Below are 24,970 nucleotides of genomic sequence, written 5' to 3' on the forward strand. Positions count from 1 at the left end.
GGTCAGGCTCCCTTGAGGGTGGCGGTGATGCGGAGGTCGGGTCCGATGCGGACGGTCTCGGTGATGTCGAGCCGCAACGCTTCGGCGATGGTGCCGATTCCCGCCCCGGCGAGGGCCTGCGGGCCGTCGCCGAGGAGGACGGGGGCGAGGTAGCCGACGACCTGGTCGACGGCGCCGACGGCGACGAAGGAGCCCGCGAGGGTGGGGCCGCCTTCGAGGAGGACCGAGCGCACGCCCCGGGCGTGGAGCGCGTCGAGCAGGTCGTGCACGCCGATCCGGCCGTCGCGCAGGGGCAGCCGGAGCGGTTCGGCGTCGGGCAGGTGCCGGGTGTCGGCGTCCTCGCCGACGACGACCAGGGTGGGCGCGGCGTCGTCGAGGACGCGGGCGGTGGGCGGGATCCCGGCGCGGGTGTCGAGGACGACCCGCAGCGGCTGGGTCGCGTCCTCGATCCCCCGGACGGCGAGGTGCGGGTCGTCCGCGCGCAGCGTCCCGCCGCCGACCAGGACGGCGTCGGCCTCGGCGCGCAGCCGGTGGACGTCGGCGCGGGCCTCGGGGGAGGTGATCCAGCGGGAGGTGCCGTCGGCGGCGGCGGTCCGGCCGTCGAGGGTGGCGGCGTACTTCCAGCGGACGAAGGGGCGGCCGCGGCGCACGGAGGTGAGCCAGGCGATGTTGACGGCCTCGGCCTCGGCCTCCAGGAGTCCCCGCTCGACCTCGACGCCGGCGCCGCGCAGGGTGTCGGCACCACCCGTGGCCTGCGGGTTCGGGTCGCCGACCGCGTAGACGACGCGGCTGATCCCGGCCTCGATCAGGGCCTGGGAGCAGGGTCCGGTGCGGCCGGTGTGGTCGCAGGGTTCGAGGGTGACGTAGGCGGTGCCGCCGCGGGCGAGGACACCGGCCTCGCGCAGGGCGTGGACCTCGGCGTGCGGGCCGCCGGCGCGCCGGTGGTAGCCCTCTCCGACCTGGTGGCCGGAGGCGTCCGTGACGACGCACCCGACGACGGGGTTGGGGCTGGTGGCGCCGAGCGCGCGGGCGGCGAGCTCGACGGCGCGTCGCATGGCGGTGGTGTCGGCCTGCCGGTCCACCGGGTCCTCCTGCCTCTTCGGGCACGGACTCCGGGGTCTGTCGCGGCGACAGGGAGCGGGAAGGACGCCTCGCACGGGGTACGCCGAGGCCGAAGGTCCGGTCCGCCGGAAACCCGGCGAACGGCGGACGTACGGCCGGCACACCTCCGGAGAGGGGTCACCCGCCGCGCACTGCCTCCCATCCGGACTTTCACCGTCGGTCCAGGAATCTCACCTGGTCAACCGGCCGCTGGCTGCGGACGGGTCGCGGACTATACCGCCGGTTCGGAATTACACCGACCCCGGAGTGCGCTGCTGCTGATACAGGGCCAGTGTGCCACGGCCGGTGAACGGCGGTGCGGCCACGAGCCTGTGGGCTGGCTCACAGGATCCCACATTCCCCTTCTTTGGTCCAGACCTATTGACGCACTGGTCTAGTCCTCTTAATCTCCGTGTCACCTTCGAGGTAACGGTCCGTCGGGGTGCGCACGCCACGGACCCAACACGACCCACCCCCTTGTTCGTTGTGCTCCATCACCTCCCCAGGAGGAACCGATCGTGTTGTCCCCCACGACGAAGAGAGCCTCGCTGCTCGCGTCCGGCGCGGCCGTCGCCGGACTGCTGCTCAGCTCGCTCTCCGGCGGCGTCTCGTACGCGGCCGACAACGAGTCCTGTCGCCCCGACGGCCTCTACAAGACGCCCGGCGTCGACGTCCCGTACTGCTCGGTCTACGACGCCGAGGGCCGCGAGAAGATGGGCGCGGACCACCAGCGCCGGGTCATCGGCTACTTCACGGGCTGGCGCACCGGCAAGAACGGCGAGCCGTCGTACCTCGCCAAGGACGTCCCGTGGGAGAAGGTCACCCACATCAACTACGCCTTCGGGCACGTCGACGGGGCCAACAAGCTCTCCGTGGGCACGGACGGTCCGAACAACGCGGCCACCGGGATGACCTGGCCCGGCGTCGCCGGGGCCGAGATGGACCCCGGTTTCGCCTACAAGGGCCACTTCAACCTGCTCAACAAGTTCAAGAAGCAGCACCCGAACGTCAAGACGCTGATCTCGGTCGGCGGCTGGGCGGAGACCGGCGGCTACTTCGCGGACAACGGCGACCGGGTGAACTCCGGCGGCTTCTACTCGATGGCCACCAACGCCGACGGTTCGGTCAACCAGGCCGGGATCAACACCTTCGCGACCTCGGCCGTCGACTTCATCCGGAAGTACGGGTTCAACGGCGTCGACATCGACTACGAGTACCCGACCACGATGAAGGACGCGGGCAACCCGCTCGACTGGCAGCTCGCCAACGCGCGCCGCGCCGGTCTCGTGCAGGGCTACGCGGCCCTCATGAAGTCCCTGCGCGAGAAGCTGGACACGGCCGGCGCCGCCGACGGCAAGCACTACCTGCTGACCGTCGCCGCCCCCTCCTCCGGCTACCTGCTGCGCGGCATGGAGACCTTCCAGGTCCAGAAGTACCTGGACTACGTCAACATCATGTCGTACGACCTGCACGGCGCCTGGAACGAGTACGTCGGCCCGAACGCCTCCCTCTTCGACGACGGCAAGGACGGCGAGCTCGCCGCCGCCAACGTCTACGGCTCGGCGCAGTACGGCAACATCGGTTACCTCAACACCGACTGGGCGTACCACTACTTCCGCGGCTCGATGCCGGCCGGCCGCATCAACATCGGCCTGCCCTACTACACCCGCGGCCACAAGAACGTGCAGGGCGGCACCGACGGCCTCTGGGGCAAGGCCACCGCGGCCACCTGCCCGGCCGGCGCCGGCCTGACCAAGTGCGGCGACGGCGCCGAGGGCATCGACAACCTCTGGCACGACAAGGACACCGCGGGCAAGGAGTCGCCCGCCGGCTCCAACCCGATGTGGCACGCCAAGAACCTGGAGAAGGGGATCGTCGGCGACTACGTCACGAAGTACGGCTTCCCCGCGAACACCACGCTGACCGGCACCTACGTCCGCAAGTACGACTCGACCCTGGTCGCGCCGTGGCTGTGGAACGCGCAGAAGAAGGTCTTCCTCTCCACCGAGGACGAGCAGTCGGTGGCCGCCAAGGCCGACTACGTGGTGAACAAGGGCATCGGCGGCACCATGGTCTGGGAGATGGCCGGCGACTACGCCTGGAACGCCACCAAGGGCCAGTACGAGATGGGCTCCACGCTCACCTCGCTGATGTACGACAAGTTCAAGTCGGCCACCCCGTACGGCGCGAAGAAGTCCAACAAGGCGCTGCCGACCCAGGCCGTGAACATCGAGACGGCGTTCACCGAGTTCAAGCTCGGCGACTCCAACTACCCGATCACGCCCAAGGTCAAGATCACGAACCGGACCAACACCACCCTGCCGGGCGGCACCGAGTTCCAGTTCGACTACGGCACCTCGGCGCCGAGCAACGCCTCCGACCAGTCCGGCTTCGGCACGAAGGTCATCAGCAGCGACCACACCGGCTCCAACGTGGGCGGGCTGAAGGGCGACTTCCACCGCGTCTCGCTGAAGCTGCCGGCCTGGCAGTCGCTGGCCCCGGGCGCGACGGTCGACCTGTCGTTCAACTACTACCTGCCGGTGTCCACCCCCTCCAACTGGACGGTGAACATCAACGGCACGACGTACGCCCTCGCCGGTGACCTGGCGCGCGGCACGACGGTCGTGGAGCCGGGCTCCGGCACCACCCCGCCCACCACGCCTCCGACCACCCCGCCGACGACGGAGCCGCCCGTCGGCTGCACCGTCCCGGCGTACGTGGCGGGGACGGTCTACAACGCGGGCAACGAGGTCTCCCACAAGGGCCACAAGTGGAAGGCCCAGTGGTGGACCCAGAACCAGGAGCCGGGCACGACCGGCGAGTGGGGCGTCTGGAAGGACCTCGGCACCTGCTGATCCCCGGCCCCTGAAGGCCCCCGGCGGCGGAGAATCACGGCCCTTGCCGCCGCCGGGCACCCTCCGCGCCGCGCTTCCCTGTCCGGGGCGCGGCGCGGAGGCGTTTCCCGGAAGGACGCGGAGCCTCCTCCGGGACTCCCCCTACGGGAACAGGTCCTCCTGGGCCGCGTCCCGGGCCGTGAGGAGGGCGCCGCGCAGGACGGCCGCGTCGCCGAGGGCGGTGGCCCGGACCTCGGTGCGCAGCGGCGAGAGGGCGGCGAGCTCCGCCTCCACCCGGGCCGCCAGGACCGCGCCGCCGCTGTGGCCGGTCTCGCCGCCCAGGACCACGCAGCCGGGGTCGAGGACCGAGACCACGGCCGCCGCGCCGACGGCGAGGCGACGGGCGAGGGCGTCCAGGAAGGGTTCGTGGCCGGAGGCGAGCGCGTCCTCCGGGTCCAGGCCGTGCTCCCGGGCGAGCGCCTCGACGGCGGCGGTGCAGGCCAGTTCGTGGAAGCCGCCGTCGCAGCCGGTGGCCGAGGGGAGCCCGGTGGTGCCCGGCACCGGCAGGAAGCCGATCTCGCCCGCGCCGCCCGAGGCCCCCCGGCGCAGCCGTCCGTCGAGGACGACGGCGGCGCCCACGCCCTGGCCGAGCCAGAGCAGGACGAAGTCCTCTCGGTCGCGGGCCGCGCCCTCGCGCAGCTCCGCGAGGGCGGCGAGGTTGGTCTCGTTCTCGACGAGCACGCGCGCGGGAAGCCGTTCCTGGAGGACGGCGACGAGCCGCCGGTGCCAGGCGGGCAGTCCCGTGGAGTCGCGGAGTTCGCCGGTGACCGGTTCGATGAGCCCGGGGGCGCCGACCGCGACGCTGTGCGGCGCGTCGACGCCGGCCTCCTTCACGGTCCGCTCCAGGAGGGTGACGGCCTTCTCCACGGCCGGTCCGGTGCCGCCGTCGTCGCCGACGGGCGCGGAGGCCTCGACGAGGGTGGTGCCGAGCAGGTCGGCGACGGAGACGGAGACCGAGCGGGTCCGCACGTCGAGGGCGGCGAGGTGGGCGCGGCCCGCGACGATCCCGTACAGCCTGGCGTTGGGGCCCCGGCGCTCGGCCCCGGCCTCGCCGACCACGTGGACGAGTCCGGAGCCCCGGAGCCGCTCGACGAGGTCGGCGACGGTCGGGCGGGAGAGCCCGGTGAGCGTCTTGAGCTGAGCGGCCGTCAACGGGCCCTCGTCCTGGAGCAGTCGCAGGGCGAGCCGGTCGTTGATGGCCCGTGCGGTGCTCGGGGATGCGGCCATGCGGCGATCCTCTCAGACGTTCCCGGGACGGGGCCCGTCCCTGCGGACTATTTATCAGGCAGGGTTCCTGATAGTTTACGCGACGCACCACGACACAGACACAGACACAGACACAGACACAGCTACCGACACCGACACGGCACACACCGGGGAGGCCCCATGGCGGCGGAGACCGTCACCAGCACCGAACGCCTGCGGCGGGCGCGCTTCGCCGTCGCCGCCGTCTTCTGCGTCCACGGCGCGGTGACCGGCAGCTTCGCCACCCGCATCCCCTGGATCCAGGAGCACGCGGGCGTCAGCGCGGGGCAGCTCGGGCTCGCGCTCGCCTTCCCCGCGCTCGGCGCCTCGCTCGCGATGCCGCTGGCCGGGGCGATCTCCCACCGCTTCGGCGCCCGCACCGCGCTGCGCGGCCTGCTCGTCCTGTGGACGCTGTCCCTGATCCTGCCCTCACTCGCCCCGAACGTCTGGGGCCTGTGCGGCGCGCTCTTCGTGTACGGCGCGACCGCCGGCATGTCCGACGTGGCGATGAACGCCCTGGGCGTCGAGACCGAGACCCGGCTCGGCCGCTCCATCATGTCGAGCCTGCACGGCATGTGGAGCGTGGGCGCCCTGATCGGCTCCGCCGCCGGCACGGTCGCCGCCCACCTCGGCGCCGACGCCCGGCTGCACCACCTGGTCGCGGCCCTGGTCCTCACGGCGCTCGGCCTGGTCTTCTGCCAGGGCGTCCTCGACGTGCGCAGCACCCCGGAGGAGGAGGCGCCGCCGCGCTTCTCGCTGCCGCCGAAGTCCGCGCTCGTCATCGGCGCCATCGGCTTCTGCGGGGTGTTCGCGGAGGGTGCCAGCCTCGACTGGTCGGCCGTCTACCTGCGCGACGAGCTGGGCACCTCGGCCGGGCTCGCGGCCGCCTCGACGACCGCCTTCGCCCTGACGATGGCCGTGGCGCGGCTGGTCGGCGACCGGGTGGTGGACCGCTTCGGCGCGGTCCGTACGGTACGGGTCGGGGGCGTCGTCGCCACCCTCGGCGGCCTCCTGGTCGTCCTCGCCCCGCACGCGGCCGTCGCCCTGGCCGGATTCGGTCTCATCGGGCTCGGGGTCGCGGTCGTCGTCCCGCTCGCCTTCGCGGCGGCCGGGCGCAGCGGCCCGAACCCCAGCCAGGCCATCGCGGGCGTCGCCACCATCACGTACACCTCGGGCCTGATCGCCCCCTCCGCGATCGGCGGCATCGCCGACGCGACCTCCCTCGTCTTCTCCTTCGGCCTGGTCACCCTGCTCGCGTTCGGTCTGGTGGTGGGCGCGGGCGTGCTCCGGAGCGCCGACGCGAAGGCCCCGGGGGCGTCTCCGGCGGACGGTGTCCCCGCCAGGAGCGGGGGCCCGGCCGCGTAACGCCGGCCACCGGCCGGGGCGCCGTCCTCCCGGGCGTCCCCGGCCGGTGGCCGCGCATACCATGTGGCTGATCTTCTGCGGTCCCGACGCGACCGCCGGAACCGGAGAACGGGAGCGACCTCATGAACCTCGGCGTGCGCTGGACCCTGCACGGGGACGGGAGAACACCCGCTCCGGGGGCCGTCGTCCGCCCGGACGAGCGGCTCTCCTGGCCCCGGACCGTCGGACTCGGCGCCCAGCACGTGGTCGCGATGTTCGGCGCGTCCTTCGTGGCCCCGGTCCTCATGGGCCTGGACCCGAACCTCGCGATCATGATGTCCGGCGTCGCGACCGCGATCTTCCTCCTGGCGACCCGGGGCACGGTCCCGTCCTATCTGGGCTGCTCGCTCTCCTTCGTCGGCGTCGCCGCCGCCATCCGGGCCTCCGGCGGCACCAGCGCCACCGTGACCGGCGCGGTCCTGGTCGTCGGCGCCGTGCTCTTCCTGGCGGGTCTCGCGGTGCGGAGGTTCGGCGCGCGGATCATCCACGCGGCGATGCCCCCGGTCGTGACCGGCGCCGTCGTCATGCTGATCGGCTTCAACCTGGCCCCGGTCACCGCGGCCACGTACTGGCCGCAGGACCAGTGGACGGCGCTCCTGGTGATGCTGTTCACCGGTCTGGCCGTGGTCTGCCTGCGCGGTTTCTGGTCCCGGATCGCGATCTTCCTCGGCCTGGTCTTCGGCTACGCGCTGTCCTGGGTGCTCGATCTGACCTTCGGGAAGATCCACTCGATGTCCCCGTCCGGGCAGGTCGCCGACCACTGGCGGCTCGACCTCTCCGGCGTCTCGAAGGCCGACTGGATCGGCCTGCCCTCCTTCCACGGTCCCGGCTTCGAGTGGTCCGCGATCCTGGTCGCGCTGCCCGTGGTCATCGCCCTGATCGCCGAGAACGCCGGACACGTCAAGGCCGTCGGCGAGATGACCGGGGACAACCTCGACGACAAACTCGGCACCGCCATCGCCGCCGACGGCGCCGCCTCGATGCTGTCGACCGCCGTGGGCGGCCCGCCGAACACCACGTACTCCGAGAACATCGGCGTCATGGCCGCCACCCGCGTCTACTCGACCGCCGCCTACTGGGCCGCGGCCGGCTTCGCGCTGCTCTTCGGTCTCTGCCCGAAGTTCGGCGCGGTCGTCGCCGCCATCCCCGGCGGCGTCCTCGGCGGCATCACCGTCATCCTGTACGGCATGATCGGCCTGCTCGGCGCCCAGATCTGGATCAACGCCGGGGTCGACCTGCGCAACCCGCTCAACCTGGTCCCGGCCGCCGCCGGCATCATCATCGGCGTCGGCGGGGTGAAGCTGACCTTCACCGACACCTTCGAGCTGGGCGGCATCGCGCTCGGCACGATCGTCGTCATCACCGGCTACCACGTGCTGCGGGCCTTCGCCCCGGCCCACCTCAAGGAGCAGGAACCGCTCCTGGACTCCGGCACCAGCTCGTACGAGAGCGGAGCCGACGGCGGGGCGAAGAGCTGAGGGATTCGCCCGTTCTGGGGAAGCCGGGCCCGGAAGGCTCCCCCGCGGGCCCGGCGGCTGGGAGCCTGCCCCCATGGCGCAGACCCAGCAGCTCGGACCCTTCGTCGCCGTCGACCCCGTGGTGGACCGGATGCGGGCGCTCCGCTCGGCCTGGCACCCGGCCGACGGGGTCGCCGTCTTCAACCGGGTCTATCTGACCGTCACGGAGGAGATCGGCCACGCCCTCGCGGCGGGCGCCTTCGAGGACCGGCGGGCCGCCGCCACGCTCGACGTGCGGTTCGCCGAGCGGTACCTCGCGGCGGTCGACGCCCTGGCCACCGGGGGCCCGGCGCCCGCCTGCTGGCGGCCCCTCTTCCACTACCGGCGGCATCCCGGCGTACGCCCGCTCCAGTTCGCGCTCGCCGGGATCAACGCCCACATCGGTCACGACCTGGCGCTCGCCGTCGTGGACGCCTGCGGGGACCTGGAGTGCGCGCCCGCCGACCTGGAGGACGAGTTCGACCGGGTCGGGGACGTCCTGGTCCTCCTGGAGGAGCGCATCCGGGAGGAGCTGATGCCGGGCCCGGACCTCCTGGAGCTCGCGGACCCGCTCACCCATCTGCTCGGCTGCTGGAGCCTGGACCGGGCCAGGGACGGCGCCTGGCTGGCGGCGCGCTCGCTCTGGCAGCTGCGCGGCCTCCCCGAGCTGGCCGGGGAGTTCACCGAGCGTCTCGACCGGTCGGTGGGCCTGGTGGGGCGGATGCTGCTCACGCCCCTGGCCGGGCCCTGAACCGTACGGCTCAGTCCTCCGGCAGCTCGACCGGGGCGATCTCGTCGTACACGTCGCCCGGACCCGGGTTGGTGGCGTCGGTGGAGCCGCCGAGGTGGTGCATCACGCCCCAGACCGCGTTGAGCGCCGTCTGCACCGCGCCCTCGGCCCAGCCGGCCGTCCAGGAGATGTCGTCGCCGGCGAGGAAGATGCCCCGCTTGTCCTCGGGCAGCCGGTCCTGCATGAAGTGCGTGAACAGGCGCCGCTGGTAGCGGTAGTGGCCCGGCAGGTTGGCCTTGAAGGCGCCCATGAAGTAGGGCTCGTTCTCCCAGGAGACCGTCACCGGGTTGCCGATGATGTGCTTCCGGATGTCGACCTTCGGGTAGATCTCGCCGAGCGACTTCAGCATGACCTCCATCCGCTCGTTCGCGGACAGCGGCAGCCACTTGAGGCTGTCGTCGCACCAGGTGTACGAGAGGCAGATCGTGGCCGGCCTGTCCGGGCCGTCGTCCAGGAGGTAGGTGCCGCGGGTCATCCGGTCGGTGAGCGTCATCGACATGACGTCACGGCCGGTCTCCTCGTCCTTGTCCAGCCAGAACGGCCGGTCCACGGGCACGAAAAGCTTGCTGGACTCCATGTAGTGGGTGCGCTCGATCGCCGTCCAGTGGTCGATCGGGAAGAGCGAGTCGTCGCAGGCGATCTTGGAGAGCAGCATCCAGGACTGGGCGGTGAAGACCGCCGCCCGGTACGTGCGGATGTCGCCGGAGGCGTCGGTGACCGTGATCCGGTTGCCGGCGGTCCGGTTCAGCCGGGTCACGGCCGGCTTCGGGTCGCCGCCGTGCAGGGAGCCGAGCGAGGTGCCCTGCGCCCAGTGGACGATCTTCTCCGGCTCGCGCTCCCACAGGCGCAGCGGCAGCTGCTGCGAGCCGCCCACGATGCCGCGGTGGTGGTCGTCGGCCTCGGTGTAGACGACGCGGAGGATCTCCAGGATGGAGTTGGGGAAGTCGGTGTCCCAGCCGCCGGTGCCGAAGCCGACCTGGCCGAAGATCTCGCGGTGCCGGAAGGACTTGAAGGCCTCGGACTCGCAGAGGAAGCCGTAGAAGGTCTGGTTGTCGAGCTTCTCGACGAGCTGCGCCCAGATCTCGCGGATGCGCGGGACGTCCCGCTCGCGCATCGCGGTGTTCATGTCGGAGAAGTCGGCGCCCTCCTCCAGGCACTTGCCCCAGGCGGCGGCGACGTCGCGGTAGACCTGCGGCAGGTCGTCGATGGTCTCGGCGTAGTGCGACTCGCCCTTGAGGTCGACCACGGTCGAGGGGGTGGCCGGGGAGAGCGGGTTCGGGAAGGGCGTGGTCTCCAGGCCGACCAGGTCGATGTAGTGCTGGAGCGCGGTCGAGGAGGGCGGGAAGCGCATGGCGCCCATCTCGGCGGTCAGCGAGTCGTCGCAGCCCTCGAAGCCGACGGTCCGCAGCCGTCCGCCGATCTTGTCGGCCTCGTAGACGACGGGCTTGAGGCCCATCTTCATCAGCTCGTACGCGGCGATGATCCCGGACAGGCCGCCGCCGATGACCGCGACCTCGGTGCCGTGCTCGGTCGCCGGTATCTGGCCGAGCCCGGCCGGGTGGGCCAGGAAGTCGTCGTAGGCGTACGGGAAGTCCGGACCGAACATGGTGATCGGCGGCTGCGCGTCGGTGTGCTGGACGGCGTTGGGCACCGTGGACGTCATGGGGTACGGACTCCTTGCACGGGATGAAGAAGGGTGAGGCGGGGGGGAGGGGGCTCAGACCAGGGGGCCGTAGAGGTCCGGGCGCCGGTCGCGGAGGTAGGGGTTCAGCTCGCGGGAGGCCGCCAGGAAGGCGGGGTCGACGTCGCCGACGACCAGGTCCTCACCGCGTCCGGCGCGGGCCCGGGCGGTGCCGTCGGGACCGGAGAGCACGGAGAGGCCGACGAACTCGAAGTCGCCCTCGGGCCCGGTCCGGTTGGCGTACGCGATGTAGAGCTGGTTCTCGAAGGCGCGCACGGGGACGACGGACTCGGCGACGACCTCGGCGGGGTGCATGAGCGCGGTCGGTACGAGGAGGAGGTCCGTGCCGGCCAGGGCCTGCGCCCGTACGTTCTCGGGGAACTCGACGTCGTAGCAGATCATCAGGCCGACGGTGAGGCCGCCGACCTCGGCCTGGACGACGCCGTCGTCGCCGGGCGTGAACCACTGGTTCTCGAAGGCGCCGTAGAGGTGCGTCTTGCGGTAGTTCGCGAGCGGGACGGCGTCGGCGCCGATGAGCCGCACGGAGTTGTGGAGGACGCCGTGCTCCTCGGTGTTGCGCTCCGGGTAGCCGTAGCCGACGGCCAGGCCGTGGCGCACGGCGACGGCCGCGACGGCGCGGGCGGAGGGGCCGTCGGCCGGTTCGGCCAGACGGGCCATGTCGGCGCCGATGGCGTAGCCGGTGAGGAACAGCTCGGGGGCGAGCAGCAGGCCCGCCCCGGCGGCGGCGGCGCGGGCGGCGGCCTCGTCGAGGATCTTGAGGTTGGCGGCCACGTCACCGAGCTCACCGGAGCTCTGGAGCAGGGCGGTGCGCAGCGCGGGCATGGCGATCCTCGGGGGGTCCGGAGTACAGGGGGAAGACGTCAAAAACGGTACGGTTCCGGACTCGGCCGGGACAAGGCGGGAGCGTTGCGGACCGACCGCCGAACCGTTGCGCGATCCTCGTACCGGACGGCGATTCGTTGCGTACGGCTCCGGCCGGGGGCGTACAAGTCCCTCACGGGGCGGACGGGCGGTCCCGGGCGGACGGACTCCGGGCAGGTGGGCTCCGGGCGAGCGGGTCCTACGCGGGCGAGCCGGAGGAGAAGCGCCGCAGCAGCGGCGAGAGCACCAGGACGGACTTGGTGCGCTCCACGAAGGGCTCGCCCGCGATCCGCTCCAGGACGCGCTCGAAGTGGCGCATGTCCGAGGCGAAGACCTGGACGACGGCGTCCGCGTCACCGGTGACGGTCGACGCGGACACCACCTCGGGATACCGCTCCAGACCCCGCCGGATGTCGTCCGGCGAGGTGTTGTGGCGGCAGTAGATCTCGACGAACCCCTCGGTCTCCCAGCCGAGCGCCGCCGGGTCCACCCGTACGGTGAAGCCGGTGATGGCGCCCTCGGCCCGGAGCCGGTCCACGCGCCGCTTCACGGCGGGCGCGGAGAGCCCCACGAGCGAGCCGATGTCGGCGTACGAGCGGCGGGCGTCCTCCGCGAGGGCGTGGACGATGCGTTCGTCGAGGTCGTTGAGTCGCACTACGGGTGGATCACTTCTCTGCTGAGGGCACTGCGGTGGCCAGACGGGAGCGGCGCATGCCGTACAGGAAGTAGAACACGAGCCCGGCGGCCATCCAGCAACCGAAGACGGCCCAGGTGATCGCGTCCAGGTTGTACATGAGGTACGCACAGGCCACGAAGCCGAGGATCGGGAAGGTCCAGCCGAGCGACACGCGGAAGGTGCGGTCCATCGTCGGGCGGGTCTTGCGGAGCACGATCACCGCGATGTTGACCAGACCGAAGGCGAACAGGGTGCCGATGCTGGTGGCGTCGACGAGCTTGCCCAGCGGGATGACGGAGGCGAGGGCGCCGCAGAACAGCGACACGATGACGGTGTTGACGCGGGGAGTGCCGGTCTTGGCGTTGACCTTGCCGAAGACCTTGGGCACGAGGCCGTCGCGGGACATCGCGAAGAGCACCCGGGTCTGGCCGTAGAGCACGGTGAGCACGACGCTGGCGATCGAGATGACGGCGCCGGCGGCGAGCAGGGTGCCCCAGAACTTCTGGCCGCTGACGTCGTTCATGATCGCGGCGAGCGTGGCCTCGGAGCCGTCGAAGTCCTTCCAGTTCCACGCGCCGACCGCGACGGCCGCGACCAGGACGTAGAGGACGGTGACGATGAGCAGCGAGAGCATGATCGCGCGGGGGAGGTCGCGCTTCGGGTTCTTCGCCTCCTCACCGGCGGTGGAGGCGGCGTCGAAGCCGATGTACGAGAAGAAGAGGGTGGCCCCGGCGGCGCCGACGCCGGCCATGCCGAGCGGCATGAAGTCGGCGTAGTTGCCGGACTTGAAGCCCATGAAGCCGATGGCGCAGAAGAGCACGAGCGCGGCGATCTTCACGAAGACCATGATCGTGTTGACGACGGCGGACTCGCGGGCGCCGCCGAGCAGGAAGACCATCGCGAGCAGGACGACGATCAGACCCGGCAGGTTGATGAAGCCGCCCTCGCCGGGGGCGGAGGAGACCGCCGCGGGGAGGGTGACGCCGATCGTGCCGTCGAGCAGCTCGTTGAGGTACTCGCCCCAGCCGACGGCCACGGCGGCGACCGAGACGCCGTACTCCAGGACCAGGCACCAGCCGCAGACCCAGGCGACGAGTTCGCCCATCGTTGCGTACGCGTACGAGTACGAGGAGCCCGCGACCGGTATGGAGCCGGCCAGCTCGGCGTACGAGAGGGCGGAGAAGAGGGCCGCGAGGCCGGCGATGACGAAGGCCAGGGTGACCGCGGGGCCGGCCTCCGGGACGGCGTCGCCGAGGACGACGAAGATGCCCGTGCCGAGCGTGGCGCCGATGCTGATCATGGTCAGCTGCCACATCGAGAGGGAGCGGCGGAGGGTGCCGCCCTCGCCCTGCCCACCCTCCGCGACCAGGGCTTCCACCGGCTTTCGGCGGCCGAGGGCACGGAGAGCGGAGGGCTTGGGGGCGGTCGTGTCGTCGACCGGTGGGGCTGCGCCGTGGTCCAGCACTGCGGAGGCTCCTTATCGCTGCCTGTGGGGCGGAGCGGGGACCGCGGCGGTGCGCGGGCATGCCGGAGCAGGCCCACGGGGGACGGAACCGCCGAGCAGACGGTCGCCGCCACTCCTGGTACGAGGCACGAGCCTAAGCGGAAGGGGTTCGCACTCGTAATGCAGGGTTGTTGCGCAATGACGGATGATCATTGCGCACTTACGGCACGGACGGGGGAAACATTGCGCTCCCCCGCATGAATCAGTACATCGGGGGCATGCAGCGATCCACGCACGCATGGGCTCCTCGTGCCGGACGACCCGCTCCGCGAGGCCCTGCGGCCCGACGATCGGAGACCCGGTGGACTGGCTCGACCCGGAACCGTTCCTGCGCGGTACGGCCTGGCTGGACGGGAAGCGGCCCGTACGGGCCGATCCGGACGATCTGGCGCGGCTGCCGTGGGACGTGGCGGCGCGGGCCGAGCTCCCCATCGGGGTGCGGATCGAGTTCACGGCGGCGCCCGGCACGCGCGCGGTGGAGCTGCGCTACCGGGCGGCCGTGCCGGACGCGGACGACCCGCTGCGGGACCTGCGCCACTGCTTCGCCCTGTGGAGCGGGGCGCGGTTCGTCGGGGAGACCTGTGTGGGGCCGGCCGCCGAGGCCGTCGTGAAGCTTCCGCTGCCCCCGGGCGGCGGGAGCTTCAGCGTGTACCTGCCGGAGGGCCAGGCGCCCGTGCCGCTGGGCCTGCGGGCCGTCGGCGGCGCCCTCTCCCCCGCCCCGGCCCGGCCCCGCTGGCTCGTCCACGGCGACTCCATCACCGAGGGCTGGTGGTCGACCCGCCCGGCCCGCTCCTGGCCCGCCACGGCGGGCCGCCTCCTGGGCCTCGACCCGGTCAACCTGGGGTACGCGGGCGCGGCGCGCGGCGAACTGCCGCTCGCCGAGCACCTGGCGCGGCTCCCGGGCGAACTGATCACCCTGGCCTTCGGCACCAACTGCTGGTCCAAGGCGCCCGCGACGGCCGACTGGCTGTACGAGACGGTGCGGGCCTTCGTCGGCCTCGTCCGCACGGGCCACCCCGGGACCCCGCTGCTGATCGTCTCGCCCGTCCTGCGCCCGGAGGCCGAGCACACCCGCAACGCCCTCGGCGCGACCCTCACGGAGCTGCGCCGGGCGATGGAGCGGGCGGGCCGGGACCTGGCGGCCGAGGGCGACGGACACCTGATCGTCCTGTCCGGCGGCCCGCTGCTCGGCCCGGAGCACCTGGCGGACGGCCTGCACCCGAACGACCGGGGGCACGCCCGGATCGCGGCGGCGGTGGCGGAGGTGCTGAGCGGGGTCCCGGGCGTCCCGGCCCCGGCATGAGCGCACGTACGAGACGGCCGTGGGCCCCGGGAGCGATGCCCGGGGCCCACGGCCTTCGCGTGTCCGTGCGGACTAGCTCCAGCTGGCGTGCAGCGGCTTGCCCTCGGCGTAGCCGGCGGCGGACTGGACGCCGACCACGGCCTTCTCCTCGAACTCGGCGAGCGAGCCGGCACCGGCGTAGGTGCAGGAGGAGCGGACGCCCGCGATGATCGAGTCGATCAGGTCCTCGACGCCCGGACGCTGCGGGTCGAGGAACATGCGGGAGGTGGAGATGCCCTCCTCGAACAGCGCCTTGCGGGCGCGGTCGTAGGAGGACTCGTCGGAGGTGCGGTTCTTGACGGCGCGGGCCGAGGCCATGCCGAAGGACTCCTTGTAGGAGCGCCCCTGGGCGTCCTGGTGGAGGTCGCCCGGCGACTCGTACGTGCCGGCGAACCAGGAGCCGATCATCACGTTGGAGGCGCCGGCGGCGAGCGCCATGGCGACGTCGCGCGGGTGCCGGACGCCACCGTCGGCCCAGACGTGCTTGCCGTACTTCTTCGCCTCGGCGGCGCACTCCAGGACGGCCGAGAACTGCGGGCGGCCGACGCCGGTCATCATGCGGGTGGTGCACATGGCGCCGGGGCCGACGCCGACCTTGATGATGTCCGCGCCCGCCTCGATGAGGTCCTTGACGCCCTCGGCGGCGACGATGTTGCCCGCGACGATCGGGACCCGCGGGTCGAGCGCCCGGACGGTCCGGATGGCGGAGATCATCGACTCCTGGTGGCCGTGCGCGGTGTCGATGACGAGCGTGTCGACGCCCGCGTCGAGGAGCAGCTTGGCCTTGCCCGCCACGTCGCCGTTGATGCCGACGGCGGCGGCGACGCGCAGCCGGCCGTTCTCGTCGACGGCCGGGCTGTAGAGGGTCGCGCGCAGGGCGCCCTTGCGGGTCAGGATGCCGACCAGCCTGCCCTCCGCGTCGACGGCGGGGGCGTAGCGGCGGTTGGCGGCGTCGAGGGTGTTGAAGGCCTCGCGCGGGTCGATGTCCGCGTCCAGGAGGAGCAGGTCCTTGGACATGACCTCGGAGAGCTGGGTGAAGCGGTCCACCCCGGAGAGGTCGGCGTCGGTGACGACGCCCACCGGGCGCCGCTCCTCGTCGACGACGACACCGGCGTCGTGGGCGCGCTTGGGCAGCAGGGCCAGCGCGTCGGCGACGGTCTGGTGCGGCTCCAGGACGATCGGGGTGTCGAGGACGTGGTGCCGGCTCTTCACCCACGAGATCACGTCGGTGACGACCTCGATCGGGATGTCCTGCGGGATGACGACCAGACCGCCGCGGCGGGCGACGGTCTCGGCCATCCGGCGGCCGGCGACGGCGGTCATGTTGGCCACGACGAGCGGGACGGTCGTCCCGGTGCCGTCGGGCGAGGAGAGGTCCACGGCCTGGCGGGAGCCCACGGCCGAGCGGCTCGGCACCATGAACACATCGTCGTACGTCAGGTCGTAGGGCGGCTTGACGTCATTGAGGAAACGCACGTGCTGACATCCCAGTCGTTCGGATCGGCCCCTAGGCATTTCAGCCAGGGGAAAAAGCACGTAGTTCATTGTCCCACGGGTGTACGCATACCAGTCCCGGGCCGATCCTCCGAGGCTTGCGGCAGGAGGTTAGGAGGATCCTCCGAAGGTCCCGCCCAGGGAGAGGAGGACGGAGAGGCGGGCGGGGCTCTCGTCGGCCGCAGCGGCGAAGACCTCCCGGGCGGTCCGCCACTCGCCCGGCCGGGCCTCGGCGTACCCCCGCCAGCCGGTGACGACGAGGACGACCGGCCGGGGCAGGTCGGCCAGGCAGTCGGCGAGGGCGTCCCAGTTGCGGCCGAACCGGTCGGGCAGCGCGAGCGCGTCGGCGCACCGGTCCATGAGGGCGGCCTTGTCCGTGACTCCGGTCAGGTCGAGGACGACGGGGTCGTCAAGGCCCATCCGCGACCACCTCCCGGAAGGTCTCGTAGTGGTCGTCGGTGTAGTACGTCTCGCCGCCGCGCCCGGTGACGATCCGGCGTGCCCCGCGGTCGCGTTCGCCGGGGGTCCTCACGGTGTACTCGTGGTAGTAGCCGCGCTCCTCGCCGGGCAGGATCCTCTCGAAGTTGGAGAAGACGGCGCCGTCCCTGGCGTACGGGTAGGGTCCGCCGCGCGCGACGAGGTCGAGCGTCCCGCGCGCCTCGGGCGGCAGGTCGGCGGCCCGCACGGTGGGCAGTCCCGAGGCGCCGGTGGGCGCGACGGCGGCGGTCGTACGGGGCGGGGCGGCGGTTCCCGCGCCTCCGCCGTTCGAGGAGCAGCCGGCCAGGAAGCCGCCCAGGAGGACGGCGAGGACGAGCGCGAGGAGCACGCGCGGGGGCCGGAGCAGCATGTCCCGAACATACCCGTGCGGGACGGCTCCGGCCCCGGGGGGCACGCGTGGTTCAGCTGTCGGGGTCCGTGCGGTCGAGCGCCGGGTGGGTGCCCGGCCGCGACTCGGTGAGCAGGTAGTCCGCCGCCGCGCGGTCGGTCACCAGGCTGGTGACGAGCCCGGAGCGGAGCACCGCGCCGATCGCCGCCGCCTTGCGCTGGCCGCCGGCGATGGCCACGACCTCGGGGATCCGGCGCAGCCGGTCCGCCTCGACGGTGATGCAGCGCTCGCCCAGGTCGCGGCCGACCCGGCGCCCCTCGCTGTCGAAGAGGTGGGCGGACATCTCGGCGGCGACGCCGAGGGAGGCGTAGTGGGCGCGCTCCTCGTCGGAGAGCATGTCGTGGACGGTGGAGATGCCCGGCTCCCAGGAGCCGATGGACACGCAGGCGACGGTCACCTTGTCGAAGTACTCGAAGGCCCGCGCGATGCCGGTCTGGCTGCGCAGCGCGGCGGCCGTCGCCGGGTCGGGCAGCAGCATGGGGGCGTAGATCGGGTGGGCCTCGCCGCCGGAGACCTGGGCGGCCCGGCGCACGGCCTCGACGGAGCCGCGCTCGGCGGTCCCGGCGTCGTACACGCCGGTGAGCTGGACGACCGTGCAGGGCGGCAGCCGGTCGAGCGCCGCCGCCATGTGGATGGTGGAACGGCCCCAGGCCAGGCCGAGGACGTCGCCCTCGGTGACCAGCTCGCCGAGCAGGTCGGCGGCGACCTCGCCGAGGTTCTCCGGGTCGGGCGACTCGTCCTCGCCCTCCGCCGGGGACTCGACGACGACGGCGTGGCGGAGCCCGTAGCGGGCGCGGAGCGCGTCGGAGCGCTCGGCGTCCAGCTCGGCCGGCACCCGGATCTCGATGCGTACGAGGTCGCGCTCCAGGGCGGTCTCCAGGACCCGGGCCACCTTGAAGCGGCTCACGCCGAACTCCTCGGCGATCTGGATCTTGGACTTGCCCTCCAGGTAGAAGCGGCGGGCCATGGCCGCCGCCTGCACCAGCTCCGCGGGGCCCATCCGCAGGGCTGAGCGTCCCGCCGACATACCCGCCACCGCGCTCTCCTCACTGCCGTTCACGTACCGCTTGCTCACGTCACGCCGTTCGCGTGCCGAGGTCGTTCACTCTTCGGCTCCGTCGTTCATCCTGTCAGAAACGACGGACCCCGATCAGTCCTGTCGGCGGCCCGACGGACCGCGTTCATCCGCCGGAGGCTCAGTGGCCACACGCCCACGCGGCGGAGGCCGTCGCGGTCTCGGCGCGGGCCCGCAGCGAGGCGACGGCGGCGGCCGGGTCGGCCGCCCCGTACACCGCCGAGCCCGCGACGAAGACGTCGGCGCCGGCCTCGGCGCACCGCTCGATCGTGGACTCCGCGACCCCGCCGTCGACCTGGAGCCACAGCTCCAGGCCGTGCTTGGAGATCAGCTCACGGGTGCGGCGGATCTTGGGCAGCATGATGTCGAGGAAGGCCTGGCCGCCGAAGCCGGGCTCGACGGTCATGATCAGCAGCATGTCCAGCTCGGGGAGCAGGTCCTCGTACGGCTCGATGGGCGTGGCCGGCTTGAGCGCCATGGAGGCGCGGGCGCCCTTGGCCCGGATCTCCCGAGCGAGCCGCACGGGGGCGGCGGCCGCCTCGACGTGGAAGGTCACCGAACCGGCGCCTGCCTCCACGTACCGGGGAGCCCAGCGGTCGGGGTCCTCGATCATCAGGTGGCAGTCGAGCGGAGTGTCCGTCGCGCGGGCGAGGGACTCCACGATCGGCACACCCAGCGTCAGGTTGGGGACGAAGTGGTTGTCCATCACGTCGACGTGCAGCCAGTCTGCTCCCTCGACCGCCTTCGCCTCCTCGGCGAGCCGGGCGAAGTCCGCGGACAGGATGCTGGGGTTGATCTGCGCCATGCGCCAAGCCTCCCACGTTCTTGGGCACTTCTTTGCCGCTGGGCGGTTTCGATTCAGGTCCGGACCAGGTTCGGTACGAAACGACGAGCCCGGGACCGGGACGGACCGGGATATTGCGGTCGGATGATCGAAGGGTGGGGCGGTCCGGAGGTCAGACGGTCCGGCGCAGCAGCGCCAGGTACATGGCGTCCGTACCGTGCAGATGCGGCCAGAGCTGGACGTCGGGTCCCTCGCCGAGCGCGGGGACGCCGGGGAGCAGCGGGCGGGCGTCGATCAGCTCGGCGCCGCCGGTCCTCTTGAGGACGTCGTCGACGACGACCCGGGTCTCGGCCAGGTGCGGCGAGCAGGTGGCGTACCCGACGACGCCGCCGACGCGCACCGCGCGCAGCGCCTCGGTGAGCAGCGCGCGCTGGAGCGGGGCGAAGCCGTCCAGGTCGTCGGGGCGGCGGCGCCAGCGGGCCTCGGGGCGGCGGCGCAGGGCGCCGAGGCCCGAGCAGGGCACGTCCATCAGGACCCGGTCGAAGGAGCCGGGGGCCCACGGCGGGCGGGTGCCGTCGGCGGCGATCACCTGGTACGGGCCGGGGTTGCCGGCCAGGGCGCGCTCGACCAGGCGGGCGCGGTGCGGCTGCTTCTCGGAGGCGAGGAGCGCGGCGCCCCGTCCGGCGGCGAGGGCCGCGAGGAGCGCGGCCTTGCCACCGGGGCCCGCGCAGCCGTCGAGCCAGCGGGCGTCGGGGCCTTCGAGGGGGGCGTTCGCGAGGGCGAGGGCGACGAGCTGGCTGCCCTCGTCCTGGACGCCGGCCCTGCCCTCCTTCACCGCCTCGATGGCGCCGGGCTCGCCGCCCTCCGCCATCCGCACGGCGTACGGCGACCAGCGGCCCGGCAGGGTCTCGGTGGCCGCGGCGAGCTCCTCGGTGGTGGAGCGGCCGGGACGGGCGACGAGGGTGACCTCGGGGCGCTCGTTGTCCGCCTCCAGGAGGTCCTCGATCCCGGCGCGGCCGCCGCCGAGGGAGTCCCAGAGCGCGGAGACGACCCAGCGGGGGTGGGAGTGGACGACGGCGAGGTGGTCCTCGGGGTCCTCGTCGTACGGCGGGGCGACCTGCGCCACCCAGGCGTCCAGGTCCTGCCGCGCGATCTTCCGCAGCACGGCGTTGACGAACTTGGCCCGTCCGTCGCCGAGCACCACCCGCGCCAGCTCGACGCTGGCGGAGACGGCGGCGTGGGTGGGGATCCGGGTCCCGAGCAGCTGGTGCGCGCCGAGCGCGAGCACGTCGAGCACGGGCGGGTCGACCTCGCGCAGCGGGCGGTCGACGCAGGCGGAGATGATCGCGTCGTACGTGCCCTGGCGGCGCAGCGTCCCGTACACCAGCTCGGTCGCGAGGGCCGCGTCCCGGCCGTCGAAGTCCCCGCCCTCGCGGGCCTTCCGCAGGAGCGGCGGCAGCACCAGGTTCGCGTAGGCGTCCCGCTCGTCGACCGCCCGCAGCGCCTCGAAGGCGAGCATCCGGACGGGATCCTTCTTGGGCTTCCGGTAGGGCTTGGGGGGACGGCGACGTGCCTGCTCGCTCAAAGGTGCTCCGCGTGACGAAATGACGAGGTCGAACGCCTCCAGCCTACGTCCGCCGCGCCCGGGCCCGCACCGGAGGGCCGGGCGGGCCCCGGGCGGTGTCCTGCCGACCGGGCCGGGCGCCGCGGGCCCGGCCCGGTCGACGAGGCGCCCCCTACGCCCCCAGCCGCTCCCCCGGCGCGATCCGCACCCCGCGGGCCCAGTCGGCGGCCTTCATCGGCTTCTTGCCCTGGGGCTGGACCCAGAGGAGTTCGACGGCGTACGAGCCGGTGCCCGCGTACACGTCGTTCTTGCCGACCGAGAGCTCGCCCGGGGCCAGGTCGGTGCGGTCCGGGAGGGGCGTGACCTGGATCAGCTTGAGGCGCTCGCCGCGGAAGACGGTCCAGGCGCCGGGAGCCGGGGTGCAGCCGCGCACCACCCGGTCCACCCGGAGCGCGGGGGCCGCGAAGTCGACGTGGGCGTCCTCGACCCGGATCTTCGGGGCGAGGGTGACGCCCTCGACGGGCTGCGGGACGGCCTGGAGCGTCCCGTCCTCGATGCCGTCCATGGTCGCGGCGAGCAGTCCGGCGCCGGCGAAGGCGAGCCGGGTGAGCAGGTCGCCGCTGGTGTCGGTCGGGCGGACGTCCTCGGTGACGACGCCGTAGACCGGGCCCGAGTCGAGACCCTCCTCGATGAGGAAGGTGGAGGCGCCGGTCACCTGGTCGCCCGCCATCAGCGCGTGCTGCACGGGCGCCGCCCCGCGCCACGCGGGCAGCAGCGAGAAGTGCAGGTTGACCCAGCCGCGGGCCGGGACGTCGAGGGCGGCCTTGGGCAGCAGGGCGCCGTACGCGACGACCGGGCAGCAGTCCGGCGCGATCTCCCGCAGCCGGGCGAGGAAGTCCTCGTCCCGGGGCCTGGCCGGCTTGAGGACCTCGATCCCCGCCTCCTCCGCCCGCTGGGCCACCGGGCTCGCGACGAGCCGCCGGCCGCGTCCCGCCGGGGCGTCGGGCCGGGTGACCACGGCGGCCACCTCGTGCCGCCCGGAGGCGATCAGGGCGTCCAGGGCGGGAACGGCGACCTCGGGGGTGCCTGCGAAGACGAGCTTCATGGGTGGCGACTGCCTGTCTCTCCGGGGGCGTTGGGGCAGCGCACCAGTCTAGGCGGTGCCCGGCGGCTCCCGCCCGGCGCGCGGCGCCGGGGGCGGAGGGGGCGTACGCGAGGACGGGCGCTCCGCGCATATGCGTGTACGCGCCCGCAGCGTGACCCAACTCCCGGTGGCGCGTTGGTCAAGAGAGATTGACCTCATCGGGTCGCGCCGCTCCCTCGCGACCCGCCCCCCTAATCGCCGGTTCGAGAGGCTTTCACATGGCCGACCACGCAACCCACGACGCCCAGGCCCGGGCGAGTCTGCACCTGCTCGTGCGGGACATCGAGCGGGTCCGGCGGCAGGTGGACGCGTTGCGCACGCTCACGGCCCAGCTGGGCAATGTCTACCGCCCTCGCCGCTCCGGCCCGTCGACGGGCTTCGTCGTCTACGGGCGCGCGCCCGCCCCGACCGTACGCCTCGCCCAGGAGCTGCGGGACAGCGTCGAGACCCTGGTGACCGCGGCGGTCGACTTCGACCGCTCGCTCGGTTTCTCGTGGGACGCGGTGGGTTCCGCGCTCGGGGTCACCAAGCAGGCCGTCCACCGCCGCTACGGCGCCCGCCGGGCGTCCCAGCAGAACGCCGCCGCGGAGCAGGAGCACGGGGTGGAGCCGGGCGGGATCCGGCCCGTCCCGTCGGTCCCCGCGGCCCGTTCGATGCCCGCGCAGCCCTCGGCGGGCGGCTCCGCCCTCCGCGAGGACCCCCGCCCGCCGGTCCTCCCCGCGCCCCGCAACGTCTGACGCACGAGACGCCACGGCCGCCCGCCCCTCGTGGGACGGGCGGCCGTCTCGCGTCCACGACCGCTTCGCCCGCACGTGCGGGAGGGCCCGGCGTCAGCCGATGTCCGGCGGGTCCACGCGGACCCGTACCGGATCCCCGCCGCCGCGTGCCAGGCGGGACGCCCTGGCCTGTTTGAGGGCCGCCGCCAGGGCCGCGCCGCTGCCCGGCGGGACCCGGACCAGGGCCCGGTCCCACTGCTCGCCCGGCGGGGGGTCGCCGGGCCGGCGGGCGCCGCCGGGGCGCACCACGGGCAGCGGCACGGGACCGAGGACCTCGGCGTCGGGGGGCAGCGCGGCCGCCGCCAGGAAGCCTTCGACGGCCTCCGGCGGGCCGGTCACCGCGGCCATCCGGGAGACCGGCGGGAAGCCCAGCTCGGCGCGCTCGGCCAGCTCGCGCCGGGCGTGCCCGACCGGGTCCCAGCGGACGAGGGCCTGCACCGGCCGCAGCGTCGGCTCGGCCACCACGACGACCGTGCCGCCCTCGGCCTGCCCCCGCACCAGGGAGGCCGCGTCGATCCAGCGGCGCAGCGCCTCCTCGCCCGCGCGCAGGTCGGGCCGGCCGAGCATGGCCCAGCCGTCGAGGAGCAGCGCGGCCGCGTAGCCGCCCTCGGCGACGGGCTCGGCGCCGGGGGTGGAGACGACGAGGGCGGGGCGCCCGGGCACGCCGTCCAGGACGTGGTCCCGGCCCGAGGTGCGGACCGGGACCGCCGGGAAGGCACGGCCGAGCTCCTCGGCGGTCCGCCGCGCGCCGACCACCTGGGCGCGCAGCCGGGTCGCGCCGCACTCCGCGCAGTGCCAGTCGGGATCGTCGCGCCCGCACCAGCCGCAGCGCAGCTCCCGCTGGCCGGGCGCCTCCAGGGGCCCGGCGCAGTGCCGGCAGCGGGCGGGCGTCCGGCAGCGCTCGCAGGCCAGCCTCGGCACGTACCCCCGGCGGGGCACCTGGACGAGCACCGGACCGGTCTTGAGGCCCTCCCGTACGGTCTGCCAGGCGAGTGAGGGGAGCCGGGCGGCGCGCGCGGCCTCGTCCCGGGCGAGTTCGCCGTCGCCGACGGTACGGATCAGGGGGGCGGCCGCGCGGACCCGGTCGCGGCCGGCGGTCAGGGCCCGGGCCCAGCCGGTCTCGACGAGCTGGGCGGCCTCGACGGTGCAGCTCGTACCGCCCAGGAGGAAGGCGCACCGGTCGTGGGCGGCGCGCAGCAGGAGCACCTCGCGCGTGTGGGGCTGCGGGGCGTGCGGCTCGCTGTGGCTGCCGTCGCCGTCGTCCCAGACGACGACGAGCCCGAGGTCCCGCACGGGGGCGAACATCGCCGCCCGGGTGCCGACGACGGCCCGCACCGCCCCGCGCCGCACGGCGAGCCAGCGCGCGTAGCGCTTCTCGGGGCCGGCCTCGGCGGTGAGCAGCGCGTGCCGCCCCTCCCCCAGGACGCCGGTCAGCGCCGCGTCGACCCGGTCGGCGGCCCGTCCGTCGGGGACGACGACGAGGGCGCCGCGCCCGGAGGCGAGGGTCGCGGCGACGGTCCGGGCGATCTCCTCGGCCCAGTACGGCCCCGGCAGCGCGGTCCACACGGCCCGGGGCGCCCCGCCGTGCGCGAGGGAGTCCAGGAACGCGGGCCCCTGCTCGTACCGCGTCCAGCTCCCCGGCTCCGGGGCGTCCGGCGGCGGCAGCGGCTCCGGAGAGGGGCGGCCCTCGGCGCGGGCGTTGCGCGGCGGCACGGCGAGCTGGAGCACGTCGGCGAGGCTGCCCGCGTAGCGGTCGGCGACGGCGCGGGCGAGGCCGAGCAGCTCGGGTCCGAGGACCGGTTCCGGGGAGACGACGTCGGCGAGGGCGGCCAGCGGTCCGGTGTAGTCGGATTCGGCCCGGCGCTCGACGAGGAAGCCGTCGATGAGCCGGCCGCCCTCCCGGCGCCCGTTCTTGACCTGGTGCGCCCCGGCGCCGAACCGCACCCGCACCCGCACTCCGGGCCGGGCGGCCTCGTCCAGCTCCTCGGGGACCGCGTAGTCGAAGAACTGGTCGAGGTGGAGCACTCCCTTGTTCACGACGACCCGCGCGACGGGCAGTTCCCTGGCGAGGGCCGCTCCCCGCCAGGTCCGCGGTTTGGCCTTCGGCACCTTGGCCTTCCGCACGGTCTCCCGAATGAGCGCGAGCTGCTCGGGTTCCTCGGAGGGCTTCTCGTTCTCGCTGCTCACGGCCCCATACCTACCAGACGCCACCGACAGCCCGGACGGAGCGAA

20 protein-coding genes and 1 riboswitch are annotated in these 24,970 nt (G+C 73.5%); of the genes, 6 read left to right on the top strand and 14 right to left on the bottom strand.

Annotated elements, in window-relative coordinates; genetic code table 11:
• Nucleotides 1–2: 2 nt before the first annotated feature.
• The gene (ribD, locus tag ACFY7E_RS13860) at nucleotides 3–1,082 is read right to left on the bottom strand and encodes a bifunctional diaminohydroxyphosphoribosylaminopyrimidine deaminase/5-amino-6-(5-phosphoribosylamino)uracil reductase RibD (protein ID WP_389484339.1); all 1,080 of its coding nucleotides are present in this window, start codon (nucleotides 1,080–1,082) and stop codon (nucleotides 3–5) included.
• Between the two features lie 164 nt (nucleotides 1,083–1,246).
• Nucleotides 1,247–1,376: riboswitch (FMN riboswitch) on the bottom strand.
• 243 nt (nucleotides 1,377–1,619) lie between these two features.
• On the opposite strand from ribD, the gene ACFY7E_RS13865 reads away from it, so the two are divergent.
• Nucleotides 1,620–3,956, top strand: coding sequence for a chitinase C-terminal domain-containing protein (locus tag ACFY7E_RS13865; RefSeq protein WP_389484341.1), 2,337 nt, complete (start codon nucleotides 1,620–1,622; stop codon nucleotides 3,954–3,956).
• Between the two features lie 141 nt (nucleotides 3,957–4,097).
• Here ACFY7E_RS13865 and ACFY7E_RS13870 read toward each other — a convergent pair whose 3' ends face one another.
• Complete coding sequence (locus ACFY7E_RS13870; protein WP_389484344.1) at nucleotides 4,098–5,222, bottom strand: ROK family transcriptional regulator; 1,125 nt, start codon at nucleotides 5,220–5,222, stop codon at nucleotides 4,098–4,100.
• A gap of 159 nt (nucleotides 5,223–5,381) precedes the next feature.
• Between ACFY7E_RS13870 and ACFY7E_RS13875 the strand changes: the two genes are divergently transcribed.
• From ACFY7E_RS13875 to ACFY7E_RS13885, 3 genes are all read left to right on the top strand, one after another.
• Entirely contained in the window at nucleotides 5,382–6,605 is a 1,224-nt protein-coding gene (locus ACFY7E_RS13875) for an MFS transporter (protein ID WP_389484346.1), read from the top strand.
• Between the two features lie 122 nt (nucleotides 6,606–6,727).
• Nucleotides 6,728–8,122, top strand: a complete 1,395-nt coding sequence (locus tag ACFY7E_RS13880; RefSeq protein WP_389484349.1) for a uracil-xanthine permease family protein — start codon at nucleotides 6,728–6,730, stop codon at nucleotides 8,120–8,122.
• Between the two features lie 73 nt (nucleotides 8,123–8,195).
• Nucleotides 8,196–8,891, top strand: a complete 696-nt coding sequence (locus ACFY7E_RS13885) for a DUF5995 family protein (RefSeq protein ID WP_389484352.1) — start codon at nucleotides 8,196–8,198, stop codon at nucleotides 8,889–8,891.
• Between the two features lie 10 nt (nucleotides 8,892–8,901).
• On the opposite strand, the gene ACFY7E_RS13890 is transcribed toward ACFY7E_RS13885, so the two are convergent.
• From ACFY7E_RS13890 to ACFY7E_RS13905, 4 genes are all read right to left on the bottom strand, one after another.
• The gene (locus ACFY7E_RS13890; RefSeq protein ID WP_389484354.1) at nucleotides 8,902–10,593 is read right to left on the bottom strand and encodes a flavin monoamine oxidase family protein; all 1,692 of its coding nucleotides are present in this window, start codon (nucleotides 10,591–10,593) and stop codon (nucleotides 8,902–8,904) included.
• A 54-nt stretch (nucleotides 10,594–10,647) separates the two neighbouring features.
• On the bottom strand, nucleotides 10,648–11,454 hold the full coding sequence (locus tag ACFY7E_RS13895) for a carbon-nitrogen hydrolase family protein (RefSeq protein WP_389484357.1): 807 nt from the start codon (nucleotides 11,452–11,454) through the stop codon (nucleotides 10,648–10,650).
• Nucleotides 11,455–11,692: 238 nt separating this feature from the next.
• Nucleotides 11,693–12,148, bottom strand: a complete 456-nt coding sequence (locus ACFY7E_RS13900; RefSeq protein ID WP_015032260.1) for an Lrp/AsnC family transcriptional regulator — start codon at nucleotides 12,146–12,148, stop codon at nucleotides 11,693–11,695.
• A 10-nt stretch (nucleotides 12,149–12,158) separates the two neighbouring features.
• Nucleotides 12,159–13,634: an amino acid permease gene (locus ACFY7E_RS13905; RefSeq protein ID WP_389484359.1), complete on the bottom strand. Its 1,476-nt coding sequence runs from the start codon at nucleotides 13,632–13,634 to the stop codon at nucleotides 12,159–12,161.
• Nucleotides 13,635–13,974: 340 nt separating this feature from the next.
• Between ACFY7E_RS13905 and ACFY7E_RS13910 the strand changes: the two genes are divergently transcribed.
• Nucleotides 13,975–14,976, top strand: coding sequence for a GDSL-type esterase/lipase family protein (locus ACFY7E_RS13910; protein WP_389484362.1), 1,002 nt, complete (start codon nucleotides 13,975–13,977; stop codon nucleotides 14,974–14,976).
• Between the two features lie 72 nt (nucleotides 14,977–15,048).
• Here the strand turns inward: ACFY7E_RS13910 and ACFY7E_RS13915 are convergent, their stop codons facing one another.
• The 7 genes from ACFY7E_RS13915 to fmt all read right to left on the bottom strand — a co-directional run bounded on the left by ACFY7E_RS13915 (nucleotide 15,049) and on the right by fmt (nucleotide 21,923).
• Nucleotides 15,049–16,491, bottom strand: coding sequence for a GuaB1 family IMP dehydrogenase-related protein (locus ACFY7E_RS13915; protein WP_389484364.1), 1,443 nt, complete (start codon nucleotides 16,489–16,491; stop codon nucleotides 15,049–15,051).
• 129 nt (nucleotides 16,492–16,620) lie between these two features.
• On the bottom strand, nucleotides 16,621–16,929 hold the full coding sequence (locus tag ACFY7E_RS13920; RefSeq protein ID WP_389484367.1) for a barstar family protein: 309 nt from the start codon (nucleotides 16,927–16,929) through the stop codon (nucleotides 16,621–16,623).
• Nucleotides 16,919–17,356 carry a ribonuclease domain-containing protein gene (locus ACFY7E_RS13925; RefSeq protein WP_389484369.1) on the bottom strand — a complete coding sequence of 146 codons (438 nt, stop codon included), beginning with the start codon at nucleotides 17,354–17,356 and terminating at the stop codon, nucleotides 16,919–16,921. Before ACFY7E_RS13925 ends, ACFY7E_RS13920 begins: the two co-directional genes overlap by 11 nt.
• Nucleotides 17,357–17,408: 52 nt before the next feature.
• Nucleotides 17,409–18,455: a sugar-binding transcriptional regulator gene (locus ACFY7E_RS13930; RefSeq protein ID WP_383447586.1), complete on the bottom strand. Its 1,047-nt coding sequence runs from the start codon at nucleotides 18,453–18,455 to the stop codon at nucleotides 17,409–17,411.
• Nucleotides 18,456–18,591: 136 nt separating this feature from the next.
• Entirely contained in the window at nucleotides 18,592–19,275 is a 684-nt protein-coding gene (gene rpe, locus ACFY7E_RS13935; protein WP_389484371.1) for a ribulose-phosphate 3-epimerase, read from the bottom strand.
• A gap of 151 nt (nucleotides 19,276–19,426) precedes the next feature.
• Complete coding sequence (locus ACFY7E_RS13940; RefSeq protein ID WP_389484374.1) at nucleotides 19,427–20,839, bottom strand: RsmB/NOP family class I SAM-dependent RNA methyltransferase; 1,413 nt, start codon at nucleotides 20,837–20,839, stop codon at nucleotides 19,427–19,429.
• A 151-nt stretch (nucleotides 20,840–20,990) separates the two neighbouring features.
• Nucleotides 20,991–21,923: a methionyl-tRNA formyltransferase gene (gene fmt, locus ACFY7E_RS13945; RefSeq protein ID WP_389484376.1), complete on the bottom strand. Its 933-nt coding sequence runs from the start codon at nucleotides 21,921–21,923 to the stop codon at nucleotides 20,991–20,993.
• 257 nt (nucleotides 21,924–22,180) lie between these two features.
• On the opposite strand from fmt, the gene ACFY7E_RS13950 reads away from it, so the two are divergent.
• Nucleotides 22,181–22,699, top strand: coding sequence for a hypothetical protein (locus tag ACFY7E_RS13950; protein WP_389484378.1), 519 nt, complete (start codon nucleotides 22,181–22,183; stop codon nucleotides 22,697–22,699).
• A gap of 93 nt (nucleotides 22,700–22,792) precedes the next feature.
• Here the strand turns inward: ACFY7E_RS13950 and ACFY7E_RS13955 are convergent, their stop codons facing one another.
• Nucleotides 22,793–24,925 carry a primosomal protein N' gene (locus ACFY7E_RS13955; protein WP_389484381.1) on the bottom strand — a complete coding sequence of 711 codons (2,133 nt, stop codon included), beginning with the start codon at nucleotides 24,923–24,925 and terminating at the stop codon, nucleotides 22,793–22,795.
• Nucleotides 24,926–24,970: the final 45 nt, after the last annotated feature.

The sequence above is a fragment of the Streptomyces sp. NPDC012825 genome (assembly GCF_042900925.1).
Lineage (GTDB): Bacteria > Actinomycetota > Actinomycetes > Streptomycetales > Streptomycetaceae > Streptomyces.

Coding starts and splice junctions, on each gene's coding strand:
- ACFY7E_RS13875 (WP_389484346.1), top strand. CDS start 5,382: ATGGCGGCGGAGACCGTCACCAGCACCGAACGCCTGCGGCGGGCGCGC.
- fmt (WP_389484376.1), bottom strand. CDS start 21,923: ATGAAGCTCGTCTTCGCAGGCACCCCCGAGGTCGCCGTTCCCGCCCTG.
- ACFY7E_RS13890 (WP_389484354.1), bottom strand. CDS start 10,593: ATGACGTCCACGGTGCCCAACGCCGTCCAGCACACCGACGCGCAGCCG.
- ACFY7E_RS13920 (WP_389484367.1), bottom strand. CDS start 16,929: ATGGGCCTTGACGACCCCGTCGTCCTCGACCTGACCGGAGTCACGGAC.
- ACFY7E_RS13880 (WP_389484349.1), top strand. CDS start 6,728: ATGAACCTCGGCGTGCGCTGGACCCTGCACGGGGACGGGAGAACACCC.
- ACFY7E_RS13885 (WP_389484352.1), top strand. CDS start 8,196: ATGGCGCAGACCCAGCAGCTCGGACCCTTCGTCGCCGTCGACCCCGTG.
- ACFY7E_RS13895 (WP_389484357.1), bottom strand. CDS start 11,454: ATGCCCGCGCTGCGCACCGCCCTGCTCCAGAGCTCCGGTGAGCTCGGT.
- rpe (WP_389484371.1), bottom strand. CDS start 19,275: ATGGCGCAGATCAACCCCAGCATCCTGTCCGCGGACTTCGCCCGGCTC.
- ACFY7E_RS13950 (WP_389484378.1), top strand. CDS start 22,181: ATGGCCGACCACGCAACCCACGACGCCCAGGCCCGGGCGAGTCTGCAC.
- ACFY7E_RS13925 (WP_389484369.1), bottom strand. CDS start 17,356: ATGCTGCTCCGGCCCCCGCGCGTGCTCCTCGCGCTCGTCCTCGCCGTC.
- ACFY7E_RS13870 (WP_389484344.1), bottom strand. CDS start 5,222: ATGGCCGCATCCCCGAGCACCGCACGGGCCATCAACGACCGGCTCGCC.